Origin of the sequence: Rhizobium sp. 25PS6, assembly GCF_032464655.1 — a bacterium.
Taxonomy (GTDB): Bacteria; Pseudomonadota; Alphaproteobacteria; order Rhizobiales; family Rhizobiaceae; genus Rhizobium; species Rhizobium laguerreae.
In genome coordinates this window covers 54,143-70,124 of the sequence record NZ_JAWDIV010000030.1, presented here as the reverse complement: position 1 = coordinate 70,124, position 15,982 = coordinate 54,143, and the positions used below count along the sequence as shown (strand labels likewise).

Annotated in this window: 13 protein-coding genes and 1 pseudogene; 3 read left to right on the top strand and 11 right to left on the bottom strand. The window is 58.9% G+C overall.

The features are described 5' to 3' along the window. The first annotated feature begins 145 nt into the window (after positions 1 to 145). The gene (locus RWK44_RS32085; protein WP_316029961.1) at positions 146 to 2,431 is read left to right on the top strand and encodes a PBP1A family penicillin-binding protein; all 2,286 of its coding nucleotides are present in this window, start codon (positions 146 to 148) and stop codon (positions 2,429 to 2,431) included. A 46-nt stretch (positions 2,432 to 2,477) separates the two neighbouring features. After that, positions 2,478 to 2,579, top strand: a pseudogene (locus tag RWK44_RS32080) (quinone oxidoreductase); the annotation flags it as partial. 14 nt (positions 2,580 to 2,593) lie between these two features. Here the strand turns inward: RWK44_RS32080 and RWK44_RS32075 are convergent. The 11 genes from RWK44_RS32075 to RWK44_RS32025 form a co-directional block, all read right to left on the bottom strand. Next, on the bottom strand, positions 2,594 to 3,094 hold the full coding sequence (locus RWK44_RS32075) for a hypothetical protein (protein WP_316029960.1): 501 nt from the start codon (positions 3,092 to 3,094) through the stop codon (positions 2,594 to 2,596). 456 nt (positions 3,095 to 3,550) lie between these two features. Continuing rightward, positions 3,551 to 4,735, bottom strand: coding sequence for a glycoside hydrolase 5 family protein (locus RWK44_RS32070; protein ID WP_131666474.1), 1,185 nt, complete (start codon positions 4,733 to 4,735; stop codon positions 3,551 to 3,553). Between the two features lie 16 nt (positions 4,736 to 4,751). Next, positions 4,752 to 6,131 carry a hypothetical protein gene (locus RWK44_RS32065; protein WP_316029959.1) on the bottom strand — a complete coding sequence of 460 codons (1,380 nt, stop codon included), beginning with the start codon at positions 6,129 to 6,131 and terminating at the stop codon, positions 4,752 to 4,754. A 2-nt stretch (positions 6,132 to 6,133) separates the two neighbouring features. Next, positions 6,134 to 7,135 (bottom strand): glycosyltransferase family 2 protein, encoded by a 1,002-nt coding sequence (locus tag RWK44_RS32060; protein ID WP_221947649.1) that lies wholly within the window; start codon positions 7,133 to 7,135, stop codon positions 6,134 to 6,136. Further along, positions 7,128 to 7,955 (bottom strand): hypothetical protein, encoded by an 828-nt coding sequence (locus RWK44_RS32055; RefSeq protein WP_316029958.1) that lies wholly within the window; start codon positions 7,953 to 7,955, stop codon positions 7,128 to 7,130. Before RWK44_RS32055 ends, RWK44_RS32060 begins: the two co-directional genes overlap by 8 nt. Next, positions 7,952 to 8,839, bottom strand: coding sequence for a DUF6492 family protein (locus tag RWK44_RS32050; protein WP_221947651.1), 888 nt, complete (start codon positions 8,837 to 8,839; stop codon positions 7,952 to 7,954). The genes RWK44_RS32055 and RWK44_RS32050 overlap by 4 nt, the downstream gene beginning before the upstream one ends. Further along, entirely contained in the window at positions 8,836 to 10,935 is a 2,100-nt protein-coding gene (locus tag RWK44_RS32045) for a hypothetical protein (RefSeq protein WP_221985107.1), read from the bottom strand. The genes RWK44_RS32050 and RWK44_RS32045 overlap by 4 nt, the downstream gene beginning before the upstream one ends. Continuing rightward, entirely contained in the window at positions 10,922 to 12,082 is a 1,161-nt protein-coding gene (locus tag RWK44_RS32040) for a glycosyltransferase family 4 protein (RefSeq protein ID WP_077975855.1), read from the bottom strand. The genes RWK44_RS32045 and RWK44_RS32040 overlap by 14 nt, the downstream gene beginning before the upstream one ends. Before the next feature lie 26 nt (positions 12,083 to 12,108). Next, positions 12,109 to 12,882 carry a glycosyltransferase family 2 protein gene (locus RWK44_RS32035; RefSeq protein WP_316029957.1) on the bottom strand — a complete coding sequence of 258 codons (774 nt, stop codon included), beginning with the start codon at positions 12,880 to 12,882 and terminating at the stop codon, positions 12,109 to 12,111. Between the two features lie 117 nt (positions 12,883 to 12,999). Continuing rightward, positions 13,000 to 14,340 (bottom strand): polysaccharide biosynthesis/export family protein, encoded by a 1,341-nt coding sequence (locus RWK44_RS32030; protein ID WP_245503933.1) that lies wholly within the window; start codon positions 14,338 to 14,340, stop codon positions 13,000 to 13,002. Positions 14,341 to 14,538: 198 nt separating this feature from the next. Continuing rightward, the gene (locus tag RWK44_RS32025; RefSeq protein WP_158081395.1) at positions 14,539 to 14,694 is read right to left on the bottom strand and encodes a hypothetical protein; all 156 of its coding nucleotides are present in this window, start codon (positions 14,692 to 14,694) and stop codon (positions 14,539 to 14,541) included. A 241-nt stretch (positions 14,695 to 14,935) separates the two neighbouring features. Here RWK44_RS32025 and RWK44_RS32020 point away from each other — a divergent pair, with 241 nt between their 5' ends. Continuing rightward, positions 14,936 to 15,889 carry an NmrA/HSCARG family protein gene (locus RWK44_RS32020; protein ID WP_168283731.1) on the top strand — a complete coding sequence of 318 codons (954 nt, stop codon included), beginning with the start codon at positions 14,936 to 14,938 and terminating at the stop codon, positions 15,887 to 15,889. Positions 15,890 to 15,982: the final 93 nt, after the last annotated feature.

The following is a 15,982-nucleotide window of genomic DNA, read 5'->3' as shown; positions in this document are numbered from 1 at the left end:
TTCCTTCGACGCGCAGATCGTTGCCTTGCAGCCCGAGGGCATCGAGCCCGGAAATTCCTTGGAACCGTTGGGGCCTTTTGCGGTGGAACACTCCGCATCACCCGGCTATAAAGGACATTGTGCGTTGGCTTTGTCGCGGTAATCGATGCCCAATTCTCCCGAATCCTCAGATGAAAGCGTTAGCAGCTCGAGCTCGGGTCGCAATCAGACACCAAATTCGCCAGCGCAAGTGGCTGCCTCGGATTTAGCAGGAAACATCCAAGCCGACGACCCGCAACTTCCACACGGATCGTTCGGCCAAACTCGACGGGCCGCCTGGACTCTGTTGCGTGCGCTGCGCCAAGATTTGCAGGCAAGTTCTGCTTTGGCAAAGATCAAGACGGCCGCATTGTTTTGGAGGACGAAACTGAGGTCGACGCGACCCGGAATCGCGTCAGCTTCCCACAAGTGGATGACGAGTGCTTTGGTGAAAGTGGGACGCGGTCAGCAATCAAAGCCGCGTGAGAGTCGACGAAGCGCTCCGTTCATTGCGGGCTGGCGCAAATTCGCTATCGGGTCGGCCCTGCTTGTCTGCCTCCTTGTAGGAAGCGTCCTGGTGTGGGCACTGAAAGACGTGCCCTGGAGCGAAATCCGGGATGGAACGTTAAAGCCGGTGGTCGTGCTGGAAACCGCTGACGGTGCGCCGCTGGTAAGACAGGGACCTTATCAAGGGCCATATGCTCGATACGACCAGTTTCCAACCCATCTGATCGCCGCCGTCCTTTCGATCGAGGATCGCCGGTTCATGGATCATTTCGGCGTCGACCCCAGGGGCATCGGGAGGGCGCTTCTGCGCAACTTGGAGGCTGGCTCGGTGGTGGAGGGTGGCAGCACGATTACCCAGCAACTTATCAAGCTGCAATACCTCGACAGCGACCGAACCATAAAACGAAAGATACAGGAAGTCGTCATCGCATTTTGGCTGGAGTGGAAGCTCGGCAAGGCGGAAATCCTGACGCGCTATCTCAACAGCGTCTATCTTGGCGCGGGCGCCACCGGCACGCCTGCCGCTGCGCGCATCTATTTCAACAAGGACATCGGCGCCCTCAACCTGCCGGAGTCGGCGATGCTGGCGGGGTTGCTGCGGGCGCCGAGCCAATGGAATCCCATCGACAATTTCGAAGGTGCCCGGCAGCGCACCTTGGTCGTTCTCGACGCGATGGCGGCCAATGGCAAGATCACCGAGCCACAGGCGGCGGAAGCCAAGACCAGCTTTGCCAGGCTGCACCCAACGACGCCCACGCCGCGCTCCGGAAGCTGGTTTGCCGACTGGATTTCGCCGCAAGCAAGCGAAATCGCCGGTTCCTCGCCAGGTTCGACGACGGTGCGCACCACGTTGGTGCCGCGGTTGCAGCAGATCGCCGAAAGGGTCGTGAATAGAGCCCTGGACAGTGAAGGAAAGACCGTCGTTGCGTCGCAAGCCGCCTTGGTCGCGATGACGCCCGACGGCGCGGTCGTAGCGATGGTTGGCGGGCGCGACTACAAGGCAAGCCAGTTCAACCGCGCCGTCACTGCGATGCGCCAGCCGGGTTCCACCTTCAAGCTATTCGTCTATTACGCAGCATTGAAGGCTGGGCTCACCTTGTCTGACCAAGTTCCGGACGCGCCAATTGACATCAATGGCTGGTCGCCAGAAAATTCCGGTGGCAATTATCGCGGCTGGGTAACGCTTGCCGAGGCATTCGCGCGATCGCTCAATGCCGCGTCAGTGGCGCTTGCCGAAGAGGTAGGACTGGACAATGTGATTGCCGCAGCGCGTGAACTCGGCATCGATGCGCCACTGGCAAACACGCCGTCTTTGGCGCTTGGCACATCGGAAGTAAATCTGCTTAACCTCACCAGCGCCTATGCGTCCGTCCAACTCGGCAGGGCACCTGTCAGGCCGTGGGGCATCATCGACTTTCAGGCGGCAGGACAGCCCACGACGTTTCGAGTTGGCTCACAAGCAAAGCCGAATGTCGATCTTTCGCCCTACCAGTCCGACCTCCTCGGCCTGCTGCAGTTGGTGGTCGAGCGCGGCACTGGACGTGGGGCAGATCCTGGCACGTTTGCGGCCGGTAAGACCGGCACGAGCCAGAACAATCGTGATGCCTGGTTCGTCGGATTCACTGAAGCGCTCGTCGTCGGTGTCTGGGTTGGCAATGATGATGACGCGCCGATGAAGGGGGTGACGGGCGGCGACCTGCCAGCGCATATCTGGCGGGACTTCATGCGTGAGGCAACGACCGAACCGACTCTGAACGGAATGCGATCGGCCGAAGCAGTAGTCGATGGTCAAGGCGCACCCCTGTCCTGTAACATCACCGCCTGTTCGCGCAGTTACCGCTCATTTCGGCCGTCCGATTGTACTTATCAGCCATATTCCGGCGGCCGACGGCTTTGTGAAAAGTGATGTGATGCGGCAGAGATCGAGCACCGGCCATCCTTGCCTCACGCCCGTTTCGCAGATCGGTGCCGAATATCGTTTGGCCGATGTTGCGAAGGCGCACGAAGAGATCGAATCCGGACGCTCGGCGGGCAGTATCCTGCTGATACCTTGATTGCTCAGAGCCCGTTATTTCGGCTTACGCTGGAGAGATCCAGTCGGAATAGGAACCACACTGGCAAGTCGTTGGCCTACCACCGTGCCGATTGTGGCAACCCCGGACGTGTTCCTGGATGCGGGCTCGATCTGGCGGAGAAACATTCCGCTATTATCGGCGAGCGATCCGATGGTAATCATCGGCTCGTCGTCGACGAAAAGCATCAATCCAATGCCGGATCCAAGCTTATCCTCCACCCTGCATGGGACGGCTCGCAGTACGGTCTCCGCCTTTGTCGAAAACAGGGATTTCACAAGCCCGCCAAGTGCCTCGATACTATTGACAACCGGCCGGACGACAAGCGTGACTGCTTGTTGTTCAGATAGGGTGAGTTCGACGGAAAACTGAGCCGGCGCAGAACCGGTCGGCAGGCAAGCACTATACAGCTGAAAAATCGCGGCGCGCGCGAAATTCAAGCGTGTATCATGGGATTCGGCTTCGGCGACTGATTGAAGAAAGCGTGAAGAGTTCACTGCCGCAATCCCTATCTCGAATCGGGTTAGCCCGATGATGTTTCATTATACGATACCGCTTCTGCGGGCGAGCCGTCCGCATTATTCATATTAACAAATGCTGACCTTCGAAAATTCTCTGGTTTTCCCCTGGTATAGTGGAGAGCGCAAACATCCGGCGAAGCCGGAGGCCCAGTTTATATCGCAAGAAAATGTGGAAGCATTTTGGTCAATAGTCTGGCGTGCTAGGATCGCTATCACTCGTCTAGCCGACCCGGCGTCAAATCATCCTGGTCCGGGGGAAAGGACGCGCAACCCATCCGGGTTCGTGTCACCTATATTTTCTTCTTGAAATCGGTTTTCGCCATCGAGCTGTATGCTCGGTTGTTGGCAGCCATCAAGTCGAATGGCAGCCCCGTGGCATACCCGACCTACCGCTCTAGACGACGAATGCTGACCGGCGGAAGACTCATAGCCTCAATCGTTGAGCTTGAGGGCGGCGGCGCGCAGAGCCTGCCAAGCAGGGCTTCCATCGTTATGGATGTCGAATTTGTCGTAGTCGTCCTCAGGATAGAGGCCCGAATCCTGCGTGCTGGTAAGCCGCCAGACCACCCAGCCTCCGCAATCCGAGGTGGCGATCGTGTTCAGCCAAGTTTCATAGGCATTTGCCTGATCGGCATCGGATCGGGGAATTCCAAATTCCTCCAGGATCACCGGTTTTCCGATATTTCGTGCGATCGCGCAGTATTCGCGAATGCGGGCGTCGAAATCGGAATGGCTCATTTTGACGTAGGATGGGTAGCCATGCCACGTGCCGAAATCGACGCTGGGAATGTTCATATCCGCCAGCTTCTGTTCCATGTTCCCATGGCCCGTCGTGACGAGCTGTTTCGGTGCCAGGGATTTGACATAGGCTGACATTTCCGACACCCAGTCATGAAGGAGCGGTTTGGGATGGATGTCAGGTTCATTGGCCAGATCCCAGGCAAATATGGTGGGGTCATCGGAATAGCGGACGCCAGTAATCGTGTTGACGCGCGACAGAACATGCCGAACCCATGCCTTGTAATCGCGGCGAGTTCGCGGATCAGCGGCAAAAAAAGTGTATTTGTCCGAACTCCCGTACCAGGCGTTCATCTGCTGGGCACCGCCCGTATAGGCCCAGAAATCGACGAATGCGAGGATCAGCTTAAGCTTGCGTTTCGCCGCTTCCGCGATGAGGTAGTCGACCTTTTGCAGGCCGTCGGGTCCGTCGTTGGGAACCATCTTGTTGGTTATCGGATCCCAACTCATCATATAGATGCCCTTGGTGCCCAGATTGCTGGAATCGGCCGTGCTCTTTGAATTCCAGATCGTTGGCACCTGGCCGTCCAGCGACCCTATAACCGGTTGCAGGAAGGTGCGCACCACATTGGCACTCATTGCCGTGGCATCGTCCAACACGCGGGTGACTTCGCCTGGCGAGCCAAATGTCAGATAATGGTTGTTGACGCCGGCCACGCGAAATGGCTTTCCGTCCAGCAGGAAGCCCCCCTCTTTCGTCGTGACGAAAGATGGATGCGCAGATGACTGCGCGTCCGCAGATCCGACTTGAGCAGACCAAAAAAGCGCCACCGCCGCAGCGCCGACAGCGAAATTCCGGAAACGGTGAATAGGCCTCATGCGAAGAAACTCCCTCTCAAGCCCGTGACGCAATTCCGATTTGGTCGGCCTTGTCGAGGACATTGCCGTATGTCGAGACGCCGTCTGCCGCTGATGGCGCGGTGGCGGACGGCGTCCCAGTGCGCCGTGCGGCCCAATACAACGCCGGGCACAGAAGCAGGCCTTCCAGAAAAACAGCAATGACCCAGAAGTTGGCAGTGCCTGCAATCCCGAATTGCGCGCCGGCGGCAGCGGCGACGATCTCCAGCACCGCACCGCCGATCAGAACGAGCGTGGCCAAACCCAGGCGCCGCCGGACACGTTGAACCGCGAGATAATGATACTTCAACGCCATTCCGAAAGCGGCAATGCCCAGAAACTGGAGACTATTTCCTGCAATCACAGCATAGGCCGGATTGAATATCCAGAGCATGAAGCGCGACAGGAAGAGGAACGCCAAGGCAGTCGCCGCGCAAACCAGCATCGACAGGCCGAGCGACAGGCGCAGGCGCGCGGGAAATAGCTCCGGCTCCCGAAAAGCGATGGCAAACAACACCGAGGCGAGTGATGCAGGGACGAGAAGCGCGACGTTCAGCACCGTCCAGGCGGCATAGAATGCGGCGTTGATCTCGGCCGACAGCATCACCGTGACGACGAAGGGCAGCAGCAGCGCCGGCGCCTGAACAGCGATGCTGAGCGTATGATGGCCGAAAACCTGTCCGAGCGCCGGGCGGAAGGCGTGAATCTCCGGCCGGTGGAAAACGCGCCTGCCGGCATAAACAAGAAGCCCGGCCACGACGACCAGCGAGACGAGCTGCCCGGTAAACCAGGTGGTGAAGATCGCCAGTTCGCTGCTCGCCCGGCCAAGTGTCAGACCGAGAGCGACCAGCAGAAGAAGCTTGCTGGCGGCAAAGATGACATTTCGGGCCAGTTGAAGGCCGCTCTGCAACAGGCCGACCAGGGCTTGGTCGAGCACGAGGGTCACGGCAGTCAGAGCGCAAGCACCGACGAAGAAAAGATCGGTCGCTGAGGAACCGACGATCGAGCCAAGCTGCGTCGATGTGAAGGCAGCGACAGCAAGATAGATCAGCCCCACCATGATGGAGGCGCTGAACGCGGCCAGGAGGGCGCCAGTCAGAAATGGGCCTGCTCTTTTCTGACGGCCTATCTCGCCCATCAGGAAGGGTCCGAGACCGACTTCACCGAGATTCGCGAGGAGATTCATCAACGATATGGCGGCGGCGGCGAGGCCAACAGCCTCGGCCGAGAAGGAACGCGCCGCGAACCACCAGTAGATGAAGCCGAGAACGGCCGTCATCAACGTCCCAAGCCCCAGCATGCCTGCATTGAGGAGCAAAACCGCCTGGTTCATCAGGAGGCTCTGGACCTTGGTCATGGCGGCGCTGAGGGTCATCATGCCTATTCCACCGGTTCGAGAGCGCGAGCAGGAACGGAGGTGAAAGGTCTCGTAAGGGCAGCGCGGGTCCGGCCGAGAGCGAAGGCCGCCGCGGTGACCGTCAGGCCGGCGCCCAGCGCGGCGGCGCGAAGAAGGCCGCTCGGCTGGCCACGCAGCACATCGGCGAATCCCCGCCTAAACCCTTGCGGCAACGTCCTCGTCATATAGGTCTTTTCCGACGCCAGCGCCTCGCTGGAGCCTGCCATCAACGATAGGCTGGCCTTTGAAAGCCCCTCGGCCCAGCAGCGGTGGAGGAAATATTTCCACGTCGCGCGATCGGCGGGTATGGCGTGATCGCTGCCGCTCGACGGCTCGAAGACGAAACGGCCATGCGGCAAGGCCTTGGTTGCACGGATGCAGAGTTCGGTTTCCTCGCATCCGAGCGGCAAAGCCTTGGCCGTTCGGCCCAAGCCGGAATCGAAGCCGCCCGTATGATCGAAGACGTCGCGGCGGATGCACATCGACGCGCCGATGAGGTTGCGCACCGGACCCGGATGAAGGCCGCGATAGCTGCAGCCGAGGGTCCACAGGAACTCGTCGGGAAACCAGGACGGACGGTCTGTTTCCCACAAGGGGCGGATAGCGGAGACGGCACCCAGAACCGAGGGATCCTCGAGTTGCCGCACCAAGGTCGCCAGCAAATCCTGATCCGCCACAGCGTCGTCGTCGAGAAACAGGATGACCTCGCCGCGGCTGACAGAAATCCCGGTGTTGCGGGCACCGGAGAGGCCGGGCGGATGAATGTTCTCGACGATCCTGACCGGGCTTTCGAACTGCTTGGCGCGCAGACGCAACGCGAGTGCCGGATTGTGATCGACGATGACGACGATCTCGTCCGCGGCCGGGACCTGGCGCGCTGCAGCCTCGATTGCTTTGTTGAGAATGTCCCAGCGCTTGTCGGAATAGCAGCAGATGACGATTGCCGTCGTGAGCTTGCCGGACGCGAGGTGCTGGAAATTATCCATTTTTCGGCTCCGGGGTTAATTGAAGGGTAATTCCGGTCGGTGCCGGCGACTGGAGCGTGTCGATGGTCATCCAGACCTTGCGGTAGATCGTTCCCCTGTCGCCGTCCTTGTAGAGCCAGGCTTCCAGCCTTGCGGGTGGGCGTGTTTTTGTCGGTACGGAGAATTCGAAGGTTTGACTGGAGGAAGGCGCCAGTTCGAAGGCTGGCATCTTTCCAATCAATGTGCCGCCCAGAACAAGGTCAAGACTGTAAAGCGTCCTGGCGTCTTCCGAGTTGCGCACGCCGACCGTTACCACATTGTTCGTCCAGGTCCATTTGGGCACCATCCAAAGCTCAGTGAACTGAAACGGCTTGTGTTCAAGCGCGACTGGGCGCGCCACGAGGACGGAACTCGTCGCCAAGATCATGGAAGCAGCGAAGGCCCAAAAACGACGGCCGGGCCAAGCCCACGGAATGGCTGGATCCGGCCTTGCGAGCCGCAAAACGACATTCAGCCACCGAACGGCGATAGTCGTCAGGCCCAGCGCGTAGACCCAGCTTCGCGCATCGAGATGCCCGATGACATGCAGCAGAAGCCCCAAAAAAATGCAGGTCGCGAAGCTCAGGAACACCGCGAGCGTCCCCCTCGTGACCATATCGCCCTCGATGCGCAGGGTGTCCACCAGCATGCGGCCCGGGAAATACAGTATCAGCGGCGCGCAGAGCGCCAGGCGGACCGCTTTCTCCCACGTCGAAAAGGTTTCGGGCAGCCAAGTTACGGCCAACGCAGCGGCAAGAACCCACAGCGGAATGATTCCCGGAAAGACACGGCGGGCCATCATCGGGGACGAGCTCCTGCATCCGCCCATGCCGTCGCGCCGATGATCTGAGCGGCGCCCGGGTTCACCTTCATGAGCTTCTGGCGTATCACGTTCGGGTCGAAGGATTTCTGGACGAGATGAACGATCTTGCTGTCCAGCCGGCTCAAAGTCAGGCCGAGGCGGCTATGGATCTGCGTCAGATAGGCGCCGCGGGCATCGCGCATCGTCGGCGACAGGTGCATCACATCGAGCAGAAAGACGGAATAGAGTGTCCATTCTCCGAACCGTGTCTGGTCTTTTGACGCACTCAGACCCTGGAGCAGTTCGACGTAGGGTTTTGAGCCGTATTTCGACGCGATGTAGTCATTCAGCGCGATGAGCCATTCGCGCTTGAAGCAGAAGAAATCGTTGATGAAATCGATATAGCGAAAAGACCGGGCCGGCTCGACGCCGAGGATCTTTGCGACATTGCGCAACCGTTGCTTCTCGAAACGGTAATGCAGATCGGGTAGCCTGTGGCTGGAATAATAGAGAACCGGTTCGCCCCGGTCGATCAGATCGGTCGTCGCGATGGGCCGCAGCAGCAGTGTATCCGCACCGAGATTGCAGAAATGCTCGGTCCGGCAGAATTCGAAGGCGCGCAGCTTGACGATCTGCTGCCGAAACCAGCCGGGAAGTTCCAGTTCTCTAGCCGAAAGCCAGTCGTTGTCGCCGGTGACGGCTGCGCGAGGCACGAGACCCTTGGCGTCGAGGAAGGCTCTTAAAGCGGCCGGGTTGTCGGTGACCATGGTCAGGTTTCCCTTGTCGGGGAAATGCTGCTGGTAGGAGCGAAGGGACGCTTCGAGCAAATATTCGATGTCCCGCGAATGGACGCACATGAAAGCGTCGATACGGCTATCGATCATCGCAGATCTCCGTCTGTTCGTCCTACGGATTGCACTGGCTCTCCGGTCCGCCTAGGAGGGGCCGCGAGCTGCCGTGTTTTCCCGAGCCGCCCGACATCGAAAATGACCATGAAGCCGTTGTCGAAGGTGCGGTCGACATCGGGCTCGGAATTGAACTTGAGCAGCGACGACGACTGGAGGGGGACCGTGTGGTTTCGGTCCTGCGTGCCGCCGTCGAAATAGACGCCCACGCCGGGCAGGCCAGTGGTCATGCGCAGATCGACCATGACGAACCCGACGCTCGAGTCGATCAGCAGCCTGCGTTCCATCGAGCCGAGATCGGCAGCGGTGATGGCCATGCCTGTATCCTGCCCGCTCTCAAGCGTGGTCGAGACCTTTTGCCGGCCGTAAGTGGACAGGAGCAGGCGATTGATCCGGTCGGTTGCGAAATGCTGGTCGCCGCCCAGCCATTCCCTGGTCCACTTTGCGGCGCTGATCCCCATAGGTTCTATCGACGAGGAGTCGGCCGACACCTCATAGCCGGCCGGAACCAGGATACGTGGCCCCTCGGAGCTGATGACGCCACCAATCAGCACCGTTGTTGCGGCGGCGGCAAGCGCCGTTGCGCGCAGCCAGCCACGCGACGTGCCGTGCCAGAACGCCGCGACAGCCACCGCGACGACAATTGCGACGCCGAGGAAGGATAACGAGCCGATGCGGTTGCCGATCTCCCACCCACTGCGCGTCAGGCGGAAGATGATGCTGACAGGATAGGCGAGCGTCACCAAAACGAAGACGACGAGAAGGCTTGACCGCCATAGGCGCCATCTGGTTGGCGGCCAGAGCATGCTGGCATTCCGGAGCTGCCCATTGAAAACGAGCGAGCGGAGAAAGCCGGTGAGAAGTCCCAGGCAGATCAGCGCGACGCCCGCCATCGTCAGATAACGTTGCCAAGCAGGCGCCAAGGCTCCCGTGTCCGACACGAAAAGCTTACGTGTCGCGGTCGAGTTCGATACGAGTTGCACTACCTCGTGTATGCCGCCTGCCAGTACGGGAAGGATGTAGCTGCCGGTGGGATTCCCGACGATCTTCGACCAGGCGACAGGAGCAATCACGGCGATCGAGGCCAGCAGGATCGCCCGCTGCCTCTGCATAGAGGACGCGCCCTGCCTCAGGCATTCCATCACCGCCGTGCCGCACAAAAGGGCCATGCAAAAATAGGAGGTGAGATGATGCGTAACTGCGAGTGCCACGATGAGGACGATGGTGGCGACGATCGTCGGCCAGCCTGCCGTGCCGCCCCGCTCCATGCGTCGGCTTTCCGAAGCCAACAGTACCGCCGCAAGCATGGGGATCGCCAGGCTTTCATAGGAGTAGTGGACGTCAAACAGCAAAAACGCGGACGAGCCCATGTAGATCAGGCAGGCAATGGAGGCGATCCGTGGCGAGCCCGTGATCTTCTCAAAGAGCAGGAAGAGCGCGAGCATCAGCATCATCCGTGCCGCCGCCAACACGATGAGGCCTGCAGCGAAGACGGACAGTCCGGACAGGTTGACCAAGGCGGACGTTATGAGCTCCAGCCCAGGATAGAGGGGGCTGACCGGCAACAGGGGATTGGGCAGGAACAATCGCCCCGCCTCCAGAATGTCGTTCACCGTCGCCCAGTGCAGGAATTCGTCATGGTCTATGAAGGCGACGGGCGCGCGGATGAGGCGTACCACGAAGAGGGCTGAGGTTACGATCACTATGAGCGCCAACCGCTCCAGGCGGCTGGCCCCCGGATGGATGATCCGCGCCGCCGCGGGGAGAAAGATCGCGGCGATGGCGCAATAGAACGCCGGAACCGCCCAACCCTCTCCCAGCCGACTGGCATTTGCAGCAAGAGCGGCCACAACAAGGGCGCAGCTGCATAGGAATGCGAAGACCGGCGACATCCCCAGCGACGAAGGATCGGCACTACCCCCGACCGCGCTGTCCTGCCTGCGCAGGCCCAGAAATGCGGCGATCCACAGATCGACGCGTGGAAGGGAAACCCTTCCCGTATAGCCATGCCGATAAGCTCCGTCCTGGTAGGACTTCTGCTGATCTGGAGAAGTCCGCCTCTTAACAACGGTCATCGTGCTTCAAATCTCCAAGCAGTGCCGGACCGGTTCGCAGTTCAGGCTGCGGATGCGAAAGGACGCGTCTGTACACCATCAGCAGCCGGTCCGTGCAATCGTCCCAGTCCGGCAACCTCGTCTCGATTGAGATCGGCCCCGCGTCCATGGCGGCGAGCATTTCACGCGCGGTGAAGTCTGGCGAAGCGTTGAGCGGAATGGATCGCACGAGCCCCTCCTCAGCCAGCTCCCGAAAGCCGGATGTGTCGGTGGTCAGTACGGGAGCCTTGACCGAAAGCGCCTCCATAACCGCCACGGGATGAGCTTCATAATCGCTGAGGAGCACGACAAGAGCGGCCGAAGACAAAAGATCGGCCATTGCGGACCGATCGGTCGGCGGAATTGCCCCGATCTCGACACGGTTGCCGAGCCCGAGTTCGGCCACCTGCTGACGCAGCTTCGCCTCATAGGGCCCCTCTCCTAGGATCCGAAGGCGCAGATCCGGGAATTTCGTTGCCAGCACATGAAATGCAGCAAGCGCCCGATGATGACCTTTATAACGCTCCAGCCTGCCGAGCGAGACAATCAGCGGCCTGTCGTGAGGTGAAGGGGGTCGCCGCCCGGACTTTTCCGGCAGGCGCGCGCCATTGGGGACAACGATGAACCGGTCTCTCGCGATTGCCATATTGTGGCTGAACAGATCCGCTTCGAACCGCGACACGCCAATGAGTTGCGCTGCTCTGGTGGCCAGAGGCGCAAGCATTCTGTGTTGGAAGCGCCGGATCGAAGACCGAAGTCGCGACGAATGGCCACCGCTGTGAAAGGTGACCACGAAAGGAAGCCCCTTGCGCGATGCGGCAGCCATTCCGAGCGGTGCCAGGAAAGTGTGGTAGCCCTGAACATGCATCAGGTCCCAATCACCTTCGGCGACGGCCTTAAAGACGCTGGGGGCGAAGCACCAATCCCGCCCACGGGGAAACGTCTTCAGCCTGACAATCCGCACGCCGTCTCGGCTTTCCGCTGCAGGAAGAAGTCCGTCAGGATTGCCCGTCAAGACCGTTACCGCATGCCCGTTGCGCACGAGCCGGGTTGCGACCTCGCTTACATGGGTTTCCGTCCCTCCGGCAAAAGGCAGGTATCTCGCGCTGAGCATCAAAATGCGCATCATGCGGCCTCGCCAATTACATCCAGACCTCAGGAAATACTCTGCTCGAGGACCTGGACGCCCGTCGGCGTACTGACGCGTTCTCTAAAGATCGTCTTCAGCACGCGCCAGCCATCCGGGAGGGCACGCAGGTTGCTGACGCCGTAGATACGTTCCGATTCAAAGCTCGCGACTTCCATGATTTTGAGCTTGTTCTTCAGGGCCCGCAAATTGATCAGCGTCTCAATTTCGAAGCCGTCGCAATCGGCACGCAGCAAGGGAACATGCCGTCGCCAAAAGCCCATGTAGCCGTAGCACAGATCGCTAAAAGAGCTGCCATAGAGCATGCGGACCAGGAGGGTCAGGCCGAGATTGCCGAAACGGCGGATGACTGTCATGTCGCTGGTGCCGCCACCCTGCATAAAGCGCGAACCCTTGACGAAATCCGCACCTGCAACAAGAGCCGCGACGAACAAGATGATTTCGTAAGGATCCATCGACCCGTCAGCATCGAGCATGACGATCATATCACCAGACGCGGCTTCGAAGCCGGTCCGCAATGCGATGCCTTTGCCCTTCTTGGGCTGGAGTACGATCTTGACATCGTCGCGCATGCTTCGCGCTATGTCAGGCGTTCCGTCTGTCGATCGCCCATCGACGATAATGATTTCATGCACCCACGTCGGTATGCGGGGCAAGAGCAGCTTAATGTTTTCCGCTTCGTTCAAGGTTGGAATGACGAGTGAGGTCTTTGGCAATTTGAACATCGGGCCTTGGACAGGCACTGAGGAATGCGAGGATTCTGAAGCTTCGATTGTAGACATAAGCTCTCCTTGGCGTTTTGGACCGCGCGACAAATCGCAAATCGACGATGCCCCTGAGCTCTTTGGCCGAGAGGAGGACTAAACTCTCCCCAGTCGGGAAGAGTATGCGGCTAAGCCTCAATGTACTTTGATCAAATCGCCTGGCTGTAAGACCGTTTCTTCGGTCGCAGGTTCGACGATGACACCATTCGGTCCAGGCCGAACGATTTCAAATTCAACACCGGCGCTATCATTCGACGATACCATCGACCGGAAAATTTCAAGATCGCTCTCGGTCGTCTTCAACGCCGTGGATAGGCCTCTTTCGGCATCCGCTGCCGACTTTTCGATCTCGATCTTGCGTTCGATACGATCGCGCTCAACGTCCTGTTTCGCTGCCGCCAGCCGTTGCTTTGCGCTCTCGACATCGATGACGGCCTGCTGCTTTCGATCTTCCGACTCGGTCAGTTCGCTTTGTGCCCGGGTCAACTCAATGCTGGTGACAAGTTTGTTTTTGGCCAACTTCTCGATACTTGCCAGCCGATCCTGACGGACCCGAATGGTGGCATCATAATTGCCGACGCGTGCCTGACGCAGGTCGAGATCGGCCTGAGCGTTGGCCACAGATCTTGCGTAAGCACTGCTCTGCGCATCCTTGCTCGTCGTTACCAATTGGCGCTGCCATGTCTCATCATCCAGCAACCGTTGAGCATCGGGATCGGGACCAAGAACAAGTGTGCCAATGCTGGCAATTTGTACGGAATCGCGCTTTGCCCTGAGCACCTCGGTTCGCGACGCAAGCCGCTTCAGATCGGCCAGCCCAGCCTTCAACCGCTCGATCTGGCGTGTAATGTCCACGCTCTGCCACGGCTCGATACTCTTCGCCGCCATGCCACCCGCTTGCGCAACGGCATGCAGAACCGTCATGCCATCGACATATCGAAACGAGCCAGGATTGCGAACCGGGCCGGTAATATAAATTGGCTGGTGCTCAATCTTGACGATATTCACGAACCCCTTTCTGCCGACCAAACTTTCGTACGACGGAAGAATTATCGCCTCCACATCCGCCGGAGGAAGCCCTCGAACCGGAAAGCGTCCCAAAAGCGGAAGCGCAATCGTTCCGTCCGCTTCAACGACGTATTCGCCAGTGAGCTCGGGCCGCTGGTAAAAGTTCCAGGGAACCGTGCCCCGTGAGCCCGTCCAGCGATCTTCGACGGAGGCCAAGCTTTCATAAAATGCGAGATTCAATTTATCGCCCGAGCGAAGACCGTCACGCAACGATTGAGGCTGCCGGGCCGAAGTCTCACCAGGTGTCACAACCGAGACCGCTTCCGTAGGCGAAGGTAACTCTTCCGCTGCTGGCGTCATTGGAACAATTGCTGCAAACACCACGCACAGTATTGTTTGATGTAGGCGAGAACCGATTCTCGACCTATATTTAGGCATCGCTGGAGATATTATCTTCGAAAGCTTCATGTTTCGAATTTCCGCTTTGAAAGCGCTGAACGCCCCCTGATCTCTTTAAGGTTAGCATAATATTAACCATATTCAACAGTACTTAACAAAGATTAATACATCTGCCAGACAGGCTAAGATCCTGAGTCGAAAAGAAATCAATAAAAGTAATATCTTGCGGCGACCGGGCAGCACTTCGAAAACCTTGGCCTTATCGGTTTATTTGGCGATCTGCAGGGTGAAGTTTGCGATCTTTGCAATGCAGCTCTGAGCCAAGGCCAGCGTTTGAGAAATGGCTTCAAGAACGACACTTGCGCCGTCGCGATCCTGAATATCGGCAGTGTCCAGGGGATGGCTTTCGGCGCTTCCGAGCATCCGGGCGCGGGTTTCGGCGTTCTGATCCAGGATGGCGAACCGAGTTGTATGCGCGCTAACTGGCAGCCATTTATCCGAAAAATGGCATTATGTTATGTATTTCAGATATCTACAGCCATAGAACCTGTTGCGATACGGTGCCCGCCATCGAGGTGGGCTCTCGGCACAGGCCGAGCGCTCTCCGCAAAACGACGCCTGGCACCGTAGCCGGCGTCAATGACAGGGAAAGGTTTAAAGCTCTATGTCTGCACATGAAAAGCCACTGATCGCGATCGCCGGCGCAACGAGCAAACAAGGGCGCAGCGTCGCCGCGGCACTCCTTCAGAGCCAACGTTTCCGGGTGCGAGCTTTCACCCGGAAAAAGGATTCGCCTGAAGCTTTACGCCTGGAGAAACTCGGCGCTGAGATCGTCACCGTCCCTCTGGAACTTGGCCTTCGGAAGGACCTCGTTGCTGCATTCAAAGGCGCGGACGGCGCATTTCTGATGACGCCGCCGATCGCCCCGCCGGAGACAATCGAGGCTCCTCTCGGGCAGCAACTGGCGGATGCCGCCGTGGAGGCCGGCGTCGGGCATATTGTTTTCAGCACGCTCGAGAATGTCGACAAGATCACCGGCGGGACGAAGTATGCGCCGCATTTCACCGACAAGGCGCGCGTTGCAGGCCATATTCGCGGCCTGCCTATTTCTCATTCCTTCGTCATGCTGGCGTTCTTCTACACCAATCTTCTCGAATATTATGTGCCGCGCATGGAGGGCGATACGCTCCTGCTGCCGATTTATCTTCCCGAAGATTTCCGAGCGCCTTTTGTCGATCCGCTGACGGCGACCGGGCCGGTCGTCCTCGAAATTTTCTCAAACCCCGAGCGCTACAACGGCAAAACGCTGCCGATCGTCGGGGATATCATTTCTCCGCGGGAGATGGTCGAAACCTTTCAGCGTGCGACCGGGCTCAAGGCCGAGTATCGAAACGCTTTCACCAGGGATGGCCTGCTGCGCTATTTTCCAGAGTTTGCCGCCAATGAACTTCTCGTTCGAGAGATTCTCGGGATGGTCGAATATGCTGTCGAATATGGATATTTCGGCAAGGAGCATGACCTCGAATGGAGCCGTGGCGTGAACCCCGACACGCTCAACTGGGAGCAGTATCTGCGGAAGACGGGGTGGCGTGGCGATAAACAATCTTTTGGATTCTAAAGCGCGTCGCGATCTTTCGGATTCGCTTTGTCGTGCCTTAGCTCTTTGTTTTTCTGGATGTCGCTGGCGCGAAACCGCTGCACAGTTTTGCAC

Bases quoted from the DNA above. Each gene is read 5' to 3' on its own strand.
- RWK44_RS32060 (WP_221947649.1), bottom strand. From the start codon at position 7,135: ATGGATAATTTCCAGCACCTCGCGTCCGGCAAGCTCACGACGGCAATC.
- RWK44_RS32050 (WP_221947651.1), bottom strand. From the start codon at position 8,839: ATGATCGATAGCCGTATCGACGCTTTCATGTGCGTCCATTCGCGGGAC.
- RWK44_RS32025 (WP_158081395.1), bottom strand. From the start codon at position 14,694: ATGCTCGGAAGCGCCGAAAGCCATCCCCTGGACACTGCCGATATTCAG.
- RWK44_RS32065 (WP_316029959.1), bottom strand. From the start codon at position 6,131: ATGATGACCCTCAGCGCCGCCATGACCAAGGTCCAGAGCCTCCTGATG.
- RWK44_RS32030 (WP_245503933.1), bottom strand. From the start codon at position 14,340: ATGAAGCTTTCGAAGATAATATCTCCAGCGATGCCTAAATATAGGTCG.
- RWK44_RS32020 (WP_168283731.1), top strand. From the start codon at position 14,936: ATGTCTGCACATGAAAAGCCACTGATCGCGATCGCCGGCGCAACGAGC.
- RWK44_RS32035 (WP_316029957.1), bottom strand. From the start codon at position 12,882: ATGTCTACAATCGAAGCTTCAGAATCCTCGCATTCCTCAGTGCCTGTC.
- RWK44_RS32055 (WP_316029958.1), bottom strand. From the start codon at position 7,955: ATGATGGCCCGCCGTGTCTTTCCGGGAATCATTCCGCTGTGGGTTCTT.
- RWK44_RS32040 (WP_077975855.1), bottom strand. From the start codon at position 12,082: ATGATGCGCATTTTGATGCTCAGCGCGAGATACCTGCCTTTTGCCGGA.
- RWK44_RS32085 (WP_316029961.1), top strand. From the start codon at position 146: ATGCCCAATTCTCCCGAATCCTCAGATGAAAGCGTTAGCAGCTCGAGC.
- RWK44_RS32045 (WP_221985107.1), bottom strand. From the start codon at position 10,935: ATGACCGTTGTTAAGAGGCGGACTTCTCCAGATCAGCAGAAGTCCTAC.
- RWK44_RS32070 (WP_131666474.1), bottom strand. From the start codon at position 4,735: ATGAGGCCTATTCACCGTTTCCGGAATTTCGCTGTCGGCGCTGCGGCG.